14 protein-coding genes and 1 rRNA gene are annotated in these 17,040 nt (G+C 49.2%); 2 read left to right on the top strand and 13 right to left on the bottom strand.

Translation table 11 applies throughout. The features are described 5' to 3' along the window. Nucleotides 1–1,520 (bottom strand): 16S ribosomal RNA (locus B1728_RS33350); the annotation flags it as partial. Between the two features lie 668 nt (nt 1,521–2,188). Beyond that, complete coding sequence (locus B1728_RS33355; RefSeq protein ID WP_079914750.1) at nt 2,189–4,570, bottom strand: glycosyl hydrolase family 95 catalytic domain-containing protein; 2,382 nt, start codon at nt 4,568–4,570, stop codon at nt 2,189–2,191. 176 nt (nt 4,571–4,746) lie between these two features. Here B1728_RS33355 and B1728_RS33360 point away from each other — a divergent pair, with 176 nt between their 5' ends. Beyond that, a complete protein-coding gene (locus B1728_RS33360; RefSeq protein ID WP_079914751.1) occupies nt 4,747–5,655 on the top strand; it encodes an AraC family transcriptional regulator in 909 nt (302 codons plus the stop codon). Between the two features lie 122 nt (nt 5,656–5,777). On the opposite strand, the gene B1728_RS33365 is transcribed toward B1728_RS33360, so the two are convergent. Both B1728_RS33365 and B1728_RS33370 read right to left on the bottom strand, forming a co-directional pair. Further along, complete coding sequence (locus B1728_RS33365) at nt 5,778–7,073, bottom strand: sensor histidine kinase (protein ID WP_144028093.1); 1,296 nt, start codon at nt 7,071–7,073, stop codon at nt 5,778–5,780. Beyond that, nucleotides 7,052–7,759 carry a response regulator transcription factor gene (locus tag B1728_RS33370; RefSeq protein ID WP_079914753.1) on the bottom strand — a complete coding sequence of 236 codons (708 nt, stop codon included), beginning with the start codon at nt 7,757–7,759 and terminating at the stop codon, nt 7,052–7,054. The genes B1728_RS33365 and B1728_RS33370 overlap by 22 nt, the downstream gene beginning before the upstream one ends. Before the next feature lie 153 nt (nt 7,760–7,912). Here B1728_RS33370 and B1728_RS33375 point away from each other — a divergent pair, with 153 nt between their 5' ends. Then, nucleotides 7,913–8,182, top strand: a complete 270-nt coding sequence (locus B1728_RS33375; RefSeq protein ID WP_144028095.1) for an FAD:protein FMN transferase — start codon at nt 7,913–7,915, stop codon at nt 8,180–8,182. 177 nt (nt 8,183–8,359) lie between these two features. On the opposite strand, the gene B1728_RS33380 is transcribed toward B1728_RS33375, so the two are convergent. From B1728_RS33380 to B1728_RS33420, 9 genes are all read right to left on the bottom strand, one after another. Next, nucleotides 8,360–9,262: a polysaccharide deacetylase family protein gene (locus B1728_RS33380; RefSeq protein ID WP_079914755.1), complete on the bottom strand. Its 903-nt coding sequence runs from the start codon at nt 9,260–9,262 to the stop codon at nt 8,360–8,362. Further along, nucleotides 9,255–9,920: a class I SAM-dependent methyltransferase gene (locus B1728_RS33385; protein ID WP_179136301.1), complete on the bottom strand. Its 666-nt coding sequence runs from the start codon at nt 9,918–9,920 to the stop codon at nt 9,255–9,257. Before B1728_RS33385 ends, B1728_RS33380 begins: the two co-directional genes overlap by 8 nt. 69 nt (nt 9,921–9,989) lie before the next feature. Next, the gene (locus B1728_RS33390) at nt 9,990–11,033 is read right to left on the bottom strand and encodes a GNAT family N-acetyltransferase (protein ID WP_079914757.1); all 1,044 of its coding nucleotides are present in this window, start codon (nt 11,031–11,033) and stop codon (nt 9,990–9,992) included. A gap of 7 nt (nt 11,034–11,040) precedes the next feature. Then, nucleotides 11,041–11,358, bottom strand: a complete 318-nt coding sequence (locus tag B1728_RS33395) for an EamA family transporter (RefSeq protein WP_079914758.1) — start codon at nt 11,356–11,358, stop codon at nt 11,041–11,043. 38 nt (nt 11,359–11,396) lie between these two features. Continuing rightward, nucleotides 11,397–11,774, bottom strand: a complete 378-nt coding sequence (locus B1728_RS33400; protein ID WP_079914759.1) for a DUF2304 domain-containing protein — start codon at nt 11,772–11,774, stop codon at nt 11,397–11,399. Between the two features lie 4 nt (nt 11,775–11,778). Beyond that, nucleotides 11,779–12,486: a glycosyltransferase family 2 protein gene (locus tag B1728_RS33405; protein WP_079914760.1), complete on the bottom strand. Its 708-nt coding sequence runs from the start codon at nt 12,484–12,486 to the stop codon at nt 11,779–11,781. Next, nucleotides 12,446–13,735 carry a glycosyltransferase family 39 protein gene (locus tag B1728_RS33410; protein ID WP_079914761.1) on the bottom strand — a complete coding sequence of 430 codons (1,290 nt, stop codon included), beginning with the start codon at nt 13,733–13,735 and terminating at the stop codon, nt 12,446–12,448. The genes B1728_RS33405 and B1728_RS33410 overlap by 41 nt, the downstream gene beginning before the upstream one ends. 452 nt (nt 13,736–14,187) lie before the next feature. Then, complete coding sequence (locus B1728_RS33415; protein WP_079914762.1) at nt 14,188–15,327, bottom strand: toxic anion resistance protein; 1,140 nt, start codon at nt 15,325–15,327, stop codon at nt 14,188–14,190. Nucleotides 15,328–15,348: 21 nt separating this feature from the next. Then, nucleotides 15,349–17,037 carry a vWA domain-containing protein gene (locus B1728_RS33420; RefSeq protein WP_079914763.1) on the bottom strand — a complete coding sequence of 563 codons (1,689 nt, stop codon included), beginning with the start codon at nt 17,035–17,037 and terminating at the stop codon, nt 15,349–15,351. Nucleotides 17,038–17,040: the final 3 nt, after the last annotated feature.

The raw sequence follows: 17,040 nt of genomic DNA on the forward strand, positions 1-17,040 counted from the left end.
CAGCCGCACCTTCCGATACGGCTACCTTGTTACGACTTCACCCCAATCATCTACCCCACCTTCGGCGGCTGGCTCCTTGCGGTTACCCCACCGACTTCGGGTGTTGTAAACTCTCGTGGTGTGACGGGCGGTGTGTACAAGACCCGGGAACGTATTCACCGCGGCATGCTGATCCGCGATTACTAGCAATTCCGACTTCATGCAGGCGAGTTGCAGCCTGCAATCCGAACTGAGACCGGCTTGTAAGGATTGGCTCCACCTCGCGGCTTCGCTTCCCGTTGTACCGGCCATTGTAGTACGTGTGTAGCCCAGGTCATAAGGGGCATGATGATTTGACGTCATCCCCGCCTTCCTCCGGTTTGTCACCGGCAGTCACTCTAGAGTGCCCAACTCAATGCTGGCAACTAAAGTCAAGGGTTGCGCTCGTTGCGGGACTTAACCCAACATCTCACGACACGAGCTGACGACAACCATGCACCACCTGTCTCCAATGCTCCGAAGAGGGCACCTATCTCTAGGTGTTTCATCGGGATGTCAAGACCTGGTAAGGTTCTTCGCGTTGCTTCGAATTAAACCACATACTCCACTGCTTGTGCGGGTCCCCGTCAATTCCTTTGAGTTTCACTCTTGCGAGCGTACTCCCCAGGCGGAGTGCTTACTGTGTTGACTTCGGCACCAAGGGTATCGAAACCCCTAACACCTAGCACTCATCGTTTACGGCGTGGACTACCAGGGTATCTAATCCTGTTTGCTCCCCACGCTTTCGCGCCTCAGCGTCAGTTACGGTCCAGAAAGTCGCCTTCGCCACTGGTGTTCCTCCACATCTCTACGCATTTCACCGCTACACGTGGAATTCCACTTTCCTCTCCCGCACTCAAGTCACCCAGTTTTCAGTGCGATCCGGGGTTGAGCCCCGGGCTTAAACACCAAACTTAAATGACCGCCTGCGCGCGCTTTACGCCCAATAATTCCGGACAACGCTTGCCCCCTACGTATTACCGCGGCTGCTGGCACGTAGTTAGCCGGGGCTTTCTTCTCAGGTACCGTCACCCTCAGAGCAGTTACTCTCCAAGGCGTTCTTCCCTGGCAACAGAGCTTTACGATCCGAAAACCTTCATCACTCACGCGGCGTTGCTCCGTCAGACTTGCGTCCATTGCGGAAGATTCCCTACTGCTGCCTCCCGTAGGAGTCTGGGCCGTGTCTCAGTCCCAGTGTGGCCGATCACCCTCTCAGGTCGGCTACGCATCGTCGCCTTGGTAGGCCGTTACCCTACCAACTAGCTAATGCGCCGCAGGCCCATCTGTAAGCCACAGGTTGCCCCGTGTTTCATGATTCCCTCATGCGAGAGAACCAGCTATCCGGTCTTAGCTATCGTTTCCGATAGTTATCCCGATCTTACAGGCAGGTTGCCTACGTGTTACTCACCCGTCCGCCGCTATCCCCGAAGGGACCGCTCGACTTGCATGTATTAGGCACGCCGCCAGCGTTCGTCCTGAGCCAGGATCAAACTCTCCATTAAAGTGATCACCGAAGTGATCTATAATAGAGCTTGTCTTAAGCTCAAAATTCAATGCTAGCGAGAATTTTCATTCTCTGTTAAAACATTCACTCGTTGTTCAGTTTTCAAAGGACAATGTCTATCACACTTGCTCATCTGTTTTACCAGACAAGATCGTAATATATCATATCTTGTAGCTTCAATGCAAGTAAAACTTTTTTTCCATTCTTGGGATTACCCAGCAAGCTCAGAAACGATGTTAACTTGTTTTGAATCTATCGTGCCGCTCTTCAGCGACCGTGGTTTGTAATGTACCACATCTCCTAGCTTCATTGCAAGCAAAACTTTTTTTCCATTCTTGGGATAGTCCGGCAAGCTCAGAAAACGATGCTTCACTTGTTTTTGAATCTATCACGCCGCCCTTCGGCGACCGTGGTTTGTAATGTACCACATCTCTTAGCTTCATTGCAAGCAAAACTTTTTTTCCATTCTTGGGATGGCCCGGCAAGCTTAGAAGCGCCATTTCACTTGTTTATGAATCTATCACGCCGCTCATTCAGCGACCGTGCTTTGTAATGTATCATATAGTAGATTACCAATGCAAGTAGAAAAACCTTGTGCGTTTTCCACCTTATTTAGAGAGAGGCCCGTCAAAAGAAGCCCCTCTCTTTTTTATGACCAAATGCACTTTATCCCCCGCATGAAACCGTCAGGGCTTCACCCGGCTCCAAACGAAGCCCGTAGCAATGACGGCCCAATGCAGAAGGTGTGACCTTGCTGCTGTGTCCCGACCAGGAATAGGCATCGAATCTTTCAGGGAGCTTTACTGTTATCGCAGTTGCCCGTTCAGCAACAAGCTGCGCACGGAAGGAACCCTTTCTTGTATCCCAGGACATGGACAGCTTCCCCGTGCAGAAACGAAGGTCTGTCACAGAGCCTTGCTCCCATTTATCCGGCAGTGCCGGAAGCAGCTTGACCAGCTTAGGCGATACATAGAGCAGCATTTCCTGAACCGCATTGACCCATCCCATGTTGGCATCCATCTGGATAGGCGCTTCCGTCATGTTCATGCACACGCCCATATTCCGCCAATCGTTGTGTAGCGTGAAGAAATTGTTCAGCAAGCACGAGCGGGACAATATATCGAGGCATTCCAAAGCCTTGTTGCCGTCTCCGAGCCGCGCATAAATAGCAGCCATATGGACGAGCGACCAGCCGCTTTGCGCTCCGATTAACCGCTTTTTGACAGCCGTCTCGAAGGCTTCAAACAGCTCCGGCTGCTCCTCTCTGGTAAATTCCTGTCCAGGGAATATCGGATAAATATGCGACAAATGCCTATGATCATACCGGTCGTCAAACGTTTCATTCATCCATTCCCGAATGGCGCCGTCCTTATTCACCTGATAAGGAGGAATCCGCCGGATCATCTGCTCCCACTTCTCGACCTCATCCCCGTATACTCCCGCTTCGCGGCTTCCCTCAACCAAATGAGACAGCAGCTCCTTCATAACGGCAAAATCCATAGTGGCATTAATCGTCGTAGGCATCGGATGCGCCAATGGTCTGCCATCGGTCGGCATAAAATTTTGCGGCGTATTTTCCGGCGAAACGGAAGGATAATACTTATAGAAGCCGTCCTTGCCCAACACAAGAAAATCTTCATAGAACAGAGCTACTTCCTTCATGAACGGAAGCACCTTTCGTTTCAAAAAGGCTTTGTCACCGGTATACAAATAATACTCATAATAATGTCTGGCCAGCCACCCCGCAGCACTGGTCCAATTCATAATAACGGGAACAATCTGGTTAGGAACGCCGATCCCCGGTGTAGAACCTGCCGGAATATAAATGCCGCGGCAGCCGTACAGCTTGCGAGCGTTATCACGGAAATCGTTCATCATGCTGTCATAGTAATGGATAAGAGCAGGCATCAGCTCACTGAGCCCCCCTGCCGGGGCATGCCAATACATCATTTGCACGTTCTCATTCGCCATGTTGTGACACCAGGTCAAGCGGTAATCACCGCCCCAAAGACCGTACATGCCAAAAGGATATCCTTGCTCGCGCGTGCCGGATATGAATAAATACCGGCCGTACGCCCACATTTTCTCGATTAAGCTTGTCGGAGCTTCTCCGTCATATGCCTCCAGCAAAAGCTCTTCATTCGTACGCTCATCATGAGCCGCCCCAAGCTGCAGGGAAGCGGAGCGGAATAAGCGGCCGTGCAGCTCGGCATGAGCGTTCAGCAGCTCCTTGTAACCGGCTTGTATAGGAGCTAACTCCTCTTGAAGCCGTACCCACTCCTGTTCACGCTGCCCTTTTACGAACACCTTAACAGCCATGAGCAGACTCGATGAATCGCTGACCCGAATCGCATCCGGGAAAGCTTCCCTTCCGCCTGATGCGGATATCACCCGAAGCACCGCTCCGTAATCCGTACCGTCATCGTTGCGTGCAGCGTAATAAATATAGTCGCCCTCAGCTTTGATCTGGACGGTTTCCTCCATTTCCTTGCATTTCTCTGCCAAGCGAGGGCTGTCCGTCGGATGAAAAACCAGACTTAATTCCGCTTGTATGGAAGGCCTGTCCGATTGAACCTCATAGACTATCGCATTGTCCGCCCTGGACACGAACAAGCTTCTTTTGTAGGCGGTCTCACCGTCCTTCCACGATACCGTCACTTCCCCTGTTTCCATATGAAGCGTCCGGCGGTACTGCTTGAAAGCATGCTCCCCCTGCATCACCAGCTTCAGATCGGCTACAGGGAACCTGGCTGCCAAGCGGGTATTATAGCCTTGTTCCTTCAAGGCATTGGTTAAATTCCAGCTGGCTTCGAGGTACCTCTCCTCATCCATCAGCTTCCTCGTCTCATCGAGCTTATGGCTGACATCCGGGACCACATCCTTTTGCCCCCAATGCCACAAGTCCTCATGAGTAATGAGGATGGTTTCTTCTTTAATCGCGCCGAAGACGGAAGCGCCTATTTGTCCATTCCCTGACGGCAAGCCTTCCCTCCATTTATTTTTCCACCATGAAGCCGGATATTTTAAGGTAAGCTGGTTATGGCTCATAAGATTCTCTCCCAGTGTTCATTTTTTACTGATTTGATCCCTTATTCGGTTGCCTTATGAAAGCCATTTCATTATAGTTCCGATTTGTTTTGATGTCTTTGCACAGAATCGTATCTATTTGTCCTTTTTTCCAATATAATAGAGAATGACATTGATTGCTAAGAAGGTGAACCCGTTTGAAAATTGCCGTGTACAGCTTCCAGGTGGATTACCTCACACGTTACTCCGATTTCAATCCTTTACTGCTTTTTGCGCAAAAATATGTCTTTGGCCCACGGGAGCAATGTCCGCTGCGGATCTGCTATACCAACGCCATCATTCTGGTGGAGGCCGGTCAAGGCATTCTGCGTTTGAATGATCAGCAATATCAGGTCCAGACGGGTTCTCTTGTCTATATCCCTGCGGGAACAATCCATCAATGGACCTCGGATGCAAGCGACCCGATGATCCATCGCTGCGCCTACTTTGATTGGAAATATGTCGACCGGCCGGGATTTCAATACCAGAGGAATTATTTTAAAGGGATAGATACCTACATAGAGGAGCTGATCTCCCCTTGCCCGAAGCTTGAGCTGAATGAAGTAACGACCATCAACAATATTCCGTTATGGGTCTCTTATTTCAATGCATTTACCCCGCCGCCGGAGCTGCTGGGAGGACGCAACCCGTGGGATTTCCTGAAATACAATGGAGCCTTCCAGACCTTCCTGCATCAATTCCTTGCCTATGCTGTAAAGCATCACGTAACTTATGATCCGCGAATCAAAAAAATATTGGACTTTATTGAAAATGAGCCGCTGGAGCTGGAGGTTGCGCAGCTGTACAAGCTGGCCCATGAGCTTGGATTAGGCAAGAGCCGATTTCACGATTTGTTCAAGCAGGATACTGGGTACACGCCCAGCGATTATTTGAACCGGTTAAAATATCATCACATAGCGGAGGATTTATGCTTCTCGCGTCTTTCCATCACGGAGATTGCCGAGAAGTACGGATTTTCTTCGATTCATTACTTCTCCAAGGCGTTCCGCCACGCGACGGGAATGTCTCCCTCCGAATATCGGGACAAGTATAAAGCACTGATTTGACGCTAGAATAAAAAGAGCCGGCAGTGATCAGCTTTGTGTACTGATCTTCTGCCGGCTTTTGGCAAGCCCGGTCCGTTTTGATTTGCTCCATCGGTAAAGCGAAAAGACCTTGACCGCATATCTTAAGCCTGGCTGCGGTGAAACATAACCTCGAAGCAGCTTCCTTTCCCTTCCTTGCTTGTGACTCTCACGGCTGCCCGGTGCATCCTCATGATTTCGGAGGCAATAGACAGGCCCAATCCGGCTCCGCCGCTCTCGCGCGAACGTGCCTTATCCACCCGGTAGAACCGGTCGAAGATAAGATGCAGCTCATCTTCGGGAATCCCGATCCCGGTATCGCTAACCCTTAGCATCAACTCGTTATCTCCGTGCGGTATGCACGAAACCGTGACCTCCCCTTCGGGAGGAGTATATTTAATAGCATTATCTAACAATATATAAATCAAGCGGTGCAGTTGGTCCTCATCCCCCATAACGTATGCATCCCCACTCCCGGATGGCGATTCACCGATTCGAAGCTGAATCCCCTGCTTCTGAGCAACCGTTTGCATTGACTGCACCGCATCTGCACATAGATTACACAGATTAACCTGCTCCCTCTGGAACGTCCAGGACTGCGAATCGCTTCTGGCCAGAAGCAGCAGCGACTCGACCAATCGGGTCATTCTCTGGACTTCATCCTTCAACCCGTCAAGAATGTGCTGCTCGAACGCAGGCAGGCTGGACTTGTAGTCCTGCAGCAGCTCTACGGACGAATGCATCACGCTGAGCGGCGTTCTAAGCTCATGAGAAGCATTAGCGGTGAATTCCACCTGCTTGAGATAGGAGTCCTTAATGGGCCCCATCGCCCTGCCCGCAAACCAATACCCTCCGGCCGAAGCGATTGATAGCAGGACGACGGAGAACACTAACAGCACCCATTTCATTTGGCTGAGCAGCATGATGTCCGAAGAAATATCTATGGCTGCCCAGGCCGTACCTCCTGCATTCATTGCGGCGCTGCCGACAAGAAAATGCTGCTTCTGCTCCCCATCCTGTATTTCCAGCCTCTGCTGATTCACGGATTGCCCTGCTCTGGCCCATTGCACCATCTGCTCTGACATAGCAGCATATGCCGTCGATGATACGTACAGCCTGTTATCAGAAGCTTTGATCACTACCAGCTCATTGGATTGCAAATACTGCCAATCGATACCTCTGGATTCTCGTTTACCATCGCGGTGATCCTTGAGCCCCTCCTCCAGGCGATGCTCCCATTGGCGGCTTGTTTTCTCCAGGATGTTGGCCCTCTCCGACCGTTCATTCCTTTGGATCGTTTCCTGCAAAAAGAAGTAGTAAGCCAACGTAACAAGAATTAAAATCAGCGCCAATACACAACCGAATACTAAAGTCAGCCTCATTCTTGTTCGTTGGAACACGTCGAGTCCTCCTTTATCATCAACCGGTAGCCGAATCCCCGAACATTATGAATCAGCTTATCGGGGAAAGGATCGTCCAGCTTTTTGCGCAGCAGCTTGATCGTTGCGTCCACCGCATTCAAGGTGACCTCCGCATCCAGGCCCCATACGCGGTCGAGCAGCTGTTCCCTGCTTAATACTTGCCCCTGATGATCCGCCAAAAAATCGAGCAGCTGGAATTCACGCCGCGATAGCGAAAGGACTACCCCGCTTCGAATCACTTCCCGGCGTGTCTTGTGAATGACGAGCACATCACCCAGGCTCACCTTCTCCCCTTCCCAGTTCGTCTCTTTCCTTCTGAACAAGGCATGGATTCGAGCAATTAATTCTTCAAAAGCAAACGGCTTCACCAAATAATCATCCGCCCCGGCATTGAGTCCTTGTACTCGATCGGTTACCGTATCTTTGGCGGTCAGCATCAGAATGGGCGTAAAATCCTTCCTTGCCCTGATTTGCTTGCACAGCTCTATCCCGCTCTTGCGCGGGAGCATCCAGTCCAGGATATAAATATCAAAGGCAGATCTCTCTATGAATGATTCCGCTGTCTGGGCGTCTTGTGCCCATTCGACTTGAAACAGCTCTTTCTTCAGCTTGTATTGAACCAGCTCACCAAGCCTGGCATCATCTTCCACTAATAAAATGTTCAAGGTCCTTCCCCTCATTTCTACAGCCAAGTAAGTTAAATCTATCTTGTCGCCGTACACTTTTCAGCATGGTCAGCGATACGCTGTTCGAGCTGGTTCGCTTCCCGCTTCAAATTGCCGAAATGACTGGCGGGAGCTTCGATCCTGCTGTAGGTCATACTATGGCCTCCTTGGGGCTTCAACTATCATTATTTGACAAGACAGCCGATTCTAGACGATAGAACAGGACTGAATACGAACGTTTCCTTTCGAGATGCAGAGCTGGACGAACAGGTCCAGTCCGTTCTGCTTACCAAGCCGTTTAGGCTCGATCTGGGAGCGGTAGCCCAAGGCTTCGCCGTTGATCTGGCCGCCAAGGAGCTGCGGATGACGGAGCATTTTCCAATCGTCCAGCTTAATACCTATAACGATACTCTTCTAACATGAAATTGAAGTGAAAAATCATGCAGGAACGAAACGATGACGCACTCTACCGTTTCTTCATTCATCCTAGTGCCCAACAAAAAACATCTCCTCCGCAGCTCGGGTTCCCTAAGGGTTTCCTTTGCCTTCCGGAAAAGATGTTAGCTTCGTCAAATATGAACCAGATCAATGATTGATGAGTTAAGAAATGGAGGTATTCCCTTCATAGTGAAGCTTCAAATACTCCGATATGGATGTGAACCGGAAGCTCTTCATAATGTCCTCCAGCTTGGACTTCGTTCCCCGCACATTGTAGTAATGAATGAAATGCTCCTTAAGCGGCAGCTCCAGCTTGTGCTCGCGGGCATCGATCTCCCTCGGATGCAAGTAGACGATAGTGCTCTTTCCTTGGCGGTTCGCCGATCGAATGGCCGATTTGATGACGAACTTCGGAAAAAAACGGAAGTAAAACCCTCCCGAATACCCGACGTTTTTGCCGGACACGTTCATCACAGACATAGGGACTTCATAGATTCCCAGCTCCCGCCCGTTCACTTGCGGTTTATGAATGACCGTCGGAGCCGTCGGAATGCCGTACAAAAAGGTTTTCACCGGAAAAATACTCGCGTCGTATTGCATCCCCAGCTCCTCCAGCGCCTCCAAATAGTGCAGATTTCGTTCCACTATGGACCATGAAGGAGCGCGGTATCCCAAAACAGGGGATCCCGTTAAAGCCTCCAGTATATCGACCGATTTTTTTACGTCGGCTTTGAATTCGTCGTAGGTTTGCTTGTATGCAAGCTCATGGCCGTAGCCATGGGAAGCAACGTCATGCCCTTCCTTCGCGATCCGCTGGACGATGTCCGGGTACTTCTCGCCGATACAGCCCAGCACGAAGAAGGTCGCCTTGCAGCCTGTGTCACTGCAAAGCTGAAGGAGCTCGTCCATATGGGCCCTGAAATTGGAGCCCTTGCTCGTATCCGGGGCCATGTTATCGTAATTGGCGTGAAACCATTCCTCAATATCGAAGGTGAGCATATTGCTGACACGGCCATCGATCGGCCGAGTGCTGGAAGCGCTAGTATGGTTAACGTTGTTAAGCAAATGTCTTGACCCCTTTGATGGCGAATGAAGTGCAGAACATGCTGGAGAGCTGGCCGCTCTCAGCGCCCTGGCTTACGAATTTGAAAGGATGATACAGCTTCAAAAATTGGATGTCCTCGAAGCCATGCCGGATAAACTCCTTCTTTAGCTCCTCCATCGCATACATTTGGTCGAACTTTTTGCTTTTCTCGAACAAACGAAGCAGCTTTCTTTGAATGGAGCCTTTGTTCAACGTCTCGATAAGCAGCGTCCCGCCTGGCTTGGTTACCCTTGCAAGCTCCCGGATGACATCCTTGTATTGCTCGATTAATTGGATGACGCCGATGCAGAGCACAACGTCAAAACGGTTGTTGTCAAACCGCAAAGCGGTCAAATCGTCAGTCGATGTTTTCAATCCGCGGGCTGCTGCAAACTCCAGACTTTTCTCGGAGAAGTCGACTCCGTATACGGTATTATCCTTAACCAGCGGCTCGCTGAACGCCCCTACTCCGCAGCCGGCGTCCAATATCTGCTTGCCCCGGCACTCTCCGAGCCAGCGCAGGGTATGATCCCTCTGCATAAAAAAGCTTTCTTCGTTAAAATAATCCGACGATTTGACCGACGCACCATGCGTCTCGGCTTTGTTATCGAAGTACTGCTTCCAGTTCAATTGACTCATTATTTTTACATCCTCCGATGGAACATCCATATGATGGTGAGAGTTTTAGCGGCTTTCCTGCGAAAAGCTCTAAGGCAAAATATACTTCATCAACCGTTTGCCTGCAGGATCGGTGATAAAGGAAGGGATGACCTTCCACAGCTCGACGAACAGATGCAAGCTTTGCTTGTCAGGAGCTCCGGCAGCATCGCGGCCTCCATTATACACGAGGTACTTCAGCTGTATCGGCTCAGCGCCCCATTGCTCCTTGTATTTGTACGTCCCCGAGCCTGTCTGAGACCGGCCAAGGTCCAAATACTTCAAGCCGTTCCGTATGCCGAATCTTACAGCCTCCCAGTACATGAAGTTGTTCAGGTACTTGCTGTTATATTCGATAAGATTCGCCCCGTAGGGATAGTAGAGCGTTGAATTGCCCGGGCTCGTCAGCAGCAGCATCCCGCCCACGATCTCCCCGGATTGCCGGTCCAGTACGGACAGCAGGAATGTCTGCTCCGGCAGCTGTTCGAAAATCCGCCGGAAGAAGGATATATCCGGAGCCGGTGATCCCAGCTGCTTCATTCTTTTTACATACACTTTATAGAAGCTGTCCAAGTAGCCGGAATCAAAGGACACGGAGAACCAGTCATTTTTATATACCTTGCGTACATGGTTTCTGTTGCTTCTCGAGGATAGGGACAGCACGTCCTCCTCATTCTCCGATAATGGAAGCAGAAACGTATGATGCTGAAGATTCCGGCTCCAGCCTGGCTGCTCGATGTCCTGATCCTTGAGCCGCAGCTCCGTATAGCCTAGCGAATAACGATCCTTCATGTCCATCGCCGCCTTCAGCGCAAAGCGGTACGACGCCTCGCCATCGGCGCATAGATCCGTGTAATTGACAAAGGGCAGGGACACGCCTACTATTTTCAGCGCCAGATTACGGCCGGCAATCAGAGGCATGATCGCACAGATACGGCCATCTTCATTCACAACGGCATGATAAAGGCATTGGTATCCGAAGGAGCCCAGCAAAATCTGTCTAAAAGCCGTAGTATGAAATACGGTCCCCCTCGCTTGCGCGAACCGGTCCCATTCATCCTTCATGGCTTCGGTATAGGCAACGCACCTGTACATGAATGAATTATCCTTTCAGCCAAAAAATGACGCCGATTAATATAAAGGCGCATCCGGACCATTTCATGAGGCTAATCTGTTCATGAAAGACCAGAATGGAGACGGCAATCAGCAAAATATACTGGATGCTCGATACGAACGTAACATAGCTTAAGTCGAACTGGGACAGGCAGTAAATCCATAAGAAGGCGGCCAGCGCATACAGAACGAATCCTAACACGATAAGCGGCGATGATAAGTAGCCTAACAGGATGGATAGCAGCCCCGAGTCGAAGCTGACGCCCCTGCTTCCTATCTTGAGCAGCGTGCTAGCCGCCACGGTCATCGTGACGCTTCCGAAAAGCATGATGTATTTAATAATAATTACCCCTCGTTCATTTTCTTTTCGAGCTCTTCAAGCTTCAGCTTCGTTAATCCGAGCTCCTGCGTCAAAGCTTTATTATGCATCTTCAGTCCCGATATGCTGACGCTCATATTCAAGAGCAGCAAAAAGGCGCATGCGATCAGGATGGCAAAAAACGCCGATGGAGCATAGTACACCCCGATTAAGGTGGAGAACCAATCCATTAAATCCGTGAACACGGACATGATGAGCGTGAATAAGCCAATAAAAAACCATACCAGCGAATATTTTTCCTTGATCATCCTGGCTCTGACCATAAGAAAGACCGAAATAATAATAATGAGGCTGAATACGATCCCCATCACTTGAAAGCTATACAAATGATATCCGCCATCCATGCTATCACCACCTCGTCCTCGTATAGGAGAAAAAGATGGACAAGATCACTTTCGCCATATAATACGGGCTTTTGATAGGAGTAATGGAGGAGGCTCCGTGCTCCCGCTCCCTCATTTCAACACCGACCTCCGTGATGCGCAATCCATGCTTTCTCAATAAAATAATGGCGTCCGGTTCCGGGTAATCATCCGGGTAATGCTTGCACAAGAGCTCTATGCTCCTCCGGTTATACATCCGGAAGCCCGAAGTGCTGTCGGTCACCTTGGTCTGAATCATCATGCGGAACAGCAAATAAAATACCTTGATGCCCAGCCTGCGCGACCACGTCGTTCGATAGGATTGAATGTCAAGGAACCTGGAGCCGATAACCATATCGCACCCGGACCGATTCATCGTGTCGTACAGCTTCTCCACTTCTTTGGCTATATGCTGCCCGTCGCCGTCAATCTGCACCATATAGTCATAGCCTCTGGTGTAGGCATACTTGAACCCGGTCTGCACCGCCCCGCCGATGCCGAGGTTAAAGGGCAGATCAACCACCTTGACGCCTTCCGCCTGCCTGGCCGTAAGAGAAGTATTATCATGCGAGCAGTCGTTAATGACTAAGATGTCGGAATAAGGGAGGCTCTCCCGGATATCCCTGATGACTTTCAAAATGTTGTTTTGTTCATTAAAAGCCGGAATCACTATTAACACTTTTCCTTGTTCCATAACGGCTCAGCTTCCCCGCATATTTTTTTGCAATAACGAACACACCATATAGAATTCTTTCTGCCCCGTATCCCGCCGCAATAGCAATGAACGGAATGGCAGGCGCCCTGTAACGGTACATCGCGTCAATGAACAGGACGATACAAAAAATAAAGATTGCCAGCGCGGAGAGCCAAATGATAGACGACTTCCTGAACTTGCCGTTCACTATGGCCATCACAGTGCCTGTGAGGAAAAGCAGCGTTGGAAGCAGATGCTCCGCGAGCACTTTTATACCGTGCAGACTGGTCACGTTCGTCTCCCATACCCAACGGCCGAGAAATGCGATGACTCTTTTGCCGTAGATAATGGAAATATGGTCCCAGTTGTTAATCAAGAAGCTCAGAATCAAGCTGTTGAATATATTAATATCGTAGTTTGGTTTGAAATAGTGGTCGTGAGGTGTCGCTTTATCATAAATCCAGCCTTTAGCATAAATATTGTAAAGCACTTTCTTTGCATTAAATTGAAGAGAAGAAATGAGAGGATCCAATGCATTGCCGGAAAATAAATAAATGCAAGCCGCGACAGCTGCAAGAGCGCAGCCTCCGATGACATAGCGGTATGTCTTCAGCATACGCAGCAACGTTTGCCTGTTCGTTCGAATAACGATATACAGGAGAATAAACGCCATCATGACGATGCCCGTCGGCCGGAAAACAACCATGTACAGCGATGAGACAACAAAAAGAATTTTGTATATTCGTTTATTGGATTCATATACCTTGAGGAGGAGAAAAATACATAAAAGCAAAAGACTGATAAAAAAACTGTCTGAAAGGATATACATCGACCACAGCGTCACTTCCCATGCATCATAATAAAAATAGGAGGCTATGATCGCTGCGGTTCTATTAAACAGCATGCGTGTAATTTTAAATACCAGAATAACGCTCAAGCCCGCAGTAACCGCCTGGATAAAGACGATTTTGGCCGGGTCCTTGAACAGAGCCAGCAGCAGGGTAAGCAGTAAATTATAGCCCAGATACATCAGATCGTTCATTTGCGTACCAATGGCAAAGTGATTCAGTAAAGCGCTTGCATAGTCGATATACCATTGACCGTCTTCAGATTGGGGGAGGCCTTGACCCGAACGTAAAATCCAGAAATAGTAGCCTAAGATTTGATCAAGCGCCAGAATCACAAGAGGAATCGTGAAGATAAAATCCCGATTCTTATATTTGTGATAAATACGGACAAGTAGGGACAATTGTACACCGCTCCAAATGTTTTATGAGTTGTAATCCTGTCTTCATCCAGCTTTAATCGTATAAATGTATTGCCTATGACGCGAACATCACATCAATTTACTTGCATCACCTCGAAGTTGTCAGCAATATTCCGCACGAGATTCTGTTTCTGTATGACCCGTTGGATGCACCCCTTACTTCCCATCTTGGAATCCTGAAAGAATCACTCCTCGAAATGGCCTTGATAGAGGGCTTCTCAGGATGAAAATGAAAATCGATAATCCTTTCGACGGCCCTCAATCATATTCCTGCTGTAAAAACGGCTGTGAATTATAAAAATATGGTTAAATTTTTAAATCGTGTTAACTCTTTATACCGATTCCGAAGGAATAATAAAACAAACACCCGATCCCAAAGAGGAAGTCGAGTGTTAGATAGATTGAAGTATTATAGCAGGATACTATTGTAACTATTAAAGCCCCAGTAAATTTCCTTTCTCCAAACGCAGGATTTGCTTCTCCCCGGCGTCGGCTAAGGTCCGGAATTGATCGATCGTCTCCCGCATCTTCGGAAGAGCTTCTTGCTTATACATGCTTATGGAGTCAAAGGCCGACAAGACATCCGTGAACGCCTGCTTCAAGGTATCCACCGAGACGCCGGTTTGCATGGCCTGCTTTTGTATTGCAGCTCCCTGCTCCTTCAACATCCTGGAGGTACCTGCGATAATATCGTTCGTCGTTTGGTTCAGCAGGTCGATCTTTTTCAGTACGATGCCTTGATTGTAGAGCGCGCTAGCCACAGTTACCGCAATTCGCAGTGCAGAGATCGTAACCGTATTAGCCCTGTCTACTCCGCGAATAAGCTCTTTATTGTTGCGGATGAGCACCTCGAACGCCATTATGCCTTGTTGATTGACAGCCAGCATTTGCTGCATATCCATGATGCGCTGACGCAGCGGAAAGAGTACTTCCTCCGTAATGAACCGGATTTTGTCCGGATCTTCATCCCGCAATTTGGCGGCTTCAATCTGCGCTTCGATGGATTCATCCATTAACATGCCAAGCTGAATTTCTTTTCTAAGCCTTTTCGTCAGCTCCCGGATTTCCTGCTGCTCGATTTCAAGCGTCGTGTTGTCGTTTTTAAGAGTCGCCTTCCCCTTCTCCAGAGACACGATAATATCCGCGATCACCACATCCGCTTTTTCATACTTTAGAAAGTACGCACGCAGCGGATTGAACAGTTTTCCGAGAAAGCCTTTCTTGGCAAAGTCTATCACGCTCGGATCCAGATCCTTCAGCTGGGTATGCAGCTCGGCAAGACTCTTGGCAACAGGTCCCCCTTCATCGCCAATCTTGGAGAGGTTCCCTACCGTTACCTGCAGCATCGTATTTTTTTTCGAGGACATTCTCATCGTAGTTAAGCCATAGCTGTCAATGGATTGGAGTATTTCCTTCTTCTTATCAAGCGAATCCAGATCTAATGCCATAATAGCGGCAACATTCGCATCAGCTGCCTCCTTCAGCTTGGCTATCTCCTCCGGAACAGGCTTCACCTCTTCCTCAATCGCTTGCTTGATCTCTTCCTGACTTACGACTTCCATGGAAAATGTCATGTTACTCCTCCTTTGGCTGTATTACATTTGGACGTTAAACAAGTTGCCCAGCTTGTAGACCACATCATCGGTATCCGCATTAATGCTTGCCGCCTCGTTGATGCTTGAAATGCTTTCGAGGGCCTTGATATTCGCATTATAGCCGATAGTATAAATAGGGATCTTGAAGGTCTCGATTAGAGCCTTGATCTCATTCAAGGAATGGCCCTGATTGGTTTCACCGTCACTTAGGACGAAAATGATCGGCTTAACGTCCGGGTTCGCCGCTATCTCATCCTGCAGCATCTTCATGGCTACAATAACAGCGTCAAAGGTAGCCGTTCCTCCGTTAGCCTGGAGACTATTTACCGCCCCGACAAATTTGGATTGCTGGGTCGTGTCATACTTGCCGATAGGCAGCTTAATGGTGACCCCACTGGAATAAGCAACAAGACCGATGCTGTTGTTTTTCCCCAGATACTTTTGGCCTTTGATTAAGGATTCCTTCAAGCGGTTGATCGGCACTCCCGCCATGCTGCCCGATACATCCGTTACAAAAACAGCGGCAATAGGCTTGCTGCCGTCCTTCTTTTCTTTCCAGACCTTTTGTGCGGAAGACAGAAGGTTCCCGTCGATGGCTCCAACTTCGGATTTATACTCCTCCAGACTGTTAAAGCCCTTTTGCTGTGCGGCCTTCTGATATTTCTCCTGCGTGACGAATTCTGCGAATTTCGAGAGAATCTCCATCTTCGTTTGAGGAAGATCGCCTAGCGCATATAACGGACTGTCATGCCTTACGCCAAAAGGAGTAAAGACGAAGCCCGATTTCAAATCGGGGGTGTTGACATACGTTTGGTATTCGAGAACAAAACCATCCAGTGCGCCGGATTTGGCCGCATCCCGCATTTGGATCGTGGTCGACGCGGTAAACGGCACATTGGATTGGAACTTCTCAAAGCCCTGAACCGCTTTATCGCTTAGGATATTCGAGCTGTCGAACGTACTGAGCGCTGTAACAAGGAAATTCAATCCGGTGGAGCTGGCGAACGGGTCCGTATAGCCCATGGCAAATTCGTTGTTTGCAATAGCATCCGTCACGGTTTTTACATTGACCGACCCGTATTTGCCCACTATAGCATCATATTTCGGCTTCGTTATCACAATGCCAGGCACGTTCCCGACGAGACGTTTGGCAACGAGCTGCGTCTTGACGCCGCTGGCCTTGACCATTTCTCCCCACAATTCATTGGAAGGGGTGAACGCGTCAGGTACATATTTGGCGGATTTAATGTAATCGGCCGCGGTACCAGAAGCGATATTGCGAATTTTTACCGACGCGGGCTTCCCGTTAACGGCGATGCTGGCTTTATTGAATTCCGTCGCAACATCGGTCAGCCAACCGTCGACGCCGGTCCCCGACTTTTCGGTGGAGGAGAAAATTTCCACGAAATTATCCGTCGTGTTATTCACCGTAATCGGGAACTTGGAGATATCCGGCAAGGATGAGGCGAGATCCACCGGATTAAGATCGATCTGCCCTTTGACCGGCGTCTCGGTAGCAACGGATACGTCGGAGTAAAGCTTGTTTAATTTCTTCAATGCATCCTCGGATGAAATCTGCGCTTTGGATTTTCCAAAGTTCGAGGTCAGAGTTACCCCTGCATAAACTAATACGAAGACGAAAACGACAATAATACCTGAAAACAGGAAAAACTTGCCCTTTCTCGGCATAGC

This window comes from Paenibacillus sp. 32352 (assembly GCF_002042965.1).
Lineage (GTDB): Bacteria > Bacillota > Bacilli > Paenibacillales > NBRC-103111 > Paenibacillus_S > Paenibacillus_S vulneris.

What these genes read in the sequence shown, in the direction of transcription:
- B1728_RS33405 (WP_079914760.1), bottom strand. Translation starts at nt 12,486, where the DNA reads ATGGAACAAGGAAAAGTGTTAATAGTGATTCCGGCTTTTAATGAACAA.
- B1728_RS33395 (WP_079914758.1), bottom strand. Translation starts at nt 11,358, where the DNA reads ATGACCGTGGCGGCTAGCACGCTGCTCAAGATAGGAAGCAGGGGCGTC.
- B1728_RS33415 (WP_079914762.1), bottom strand. Translation starts at nt 15,327, where the DNA reads ATGACATTTTCCATGGAAGTCGTAAGTCAGGAAGAGATCAAGCAAGCG.
- B1728_RS33385 (WP_179136301.1), bottom strand. Translation starts at nt 9,920, where the DNA reads ATGAGTCAATTGAACTGGAAGCAGTACTTCGATAACAAAGCCGAGACG.
- B1728_RS33390 (WP_079914757.1), bottom strand. Translation starts at nt 11,033, where the DNA reads ATGTACAGGTGCGTTGCCTATACCGAAGCCATGAAGGATGAATGGGAC.
- B1728_RS33355 (WP_079914750.1), bottom strand. Translation starts at nt 4,570, where the DNA reads ATGAGCCATAACCAGCTTACCTTAAAATATCCGGCTTCATGGTGGAAA.
- B1728_RS33420 (WP_079914763.1), bottom strand. Translation starts at nt 17,037, where the DNA reads ATGCCGAGAAAGGGCAAGTTTTTCCTGTTTTCAGGTATTATTGTCGTT.
- B1728_RS33400 (WP_079914759.1), bottom strand. Translation starts at nt 11,774, where the DNA reads ATGGATGGCGGATATCATTTGTATAGCTTTCAAGTGATGGGGATCGTA.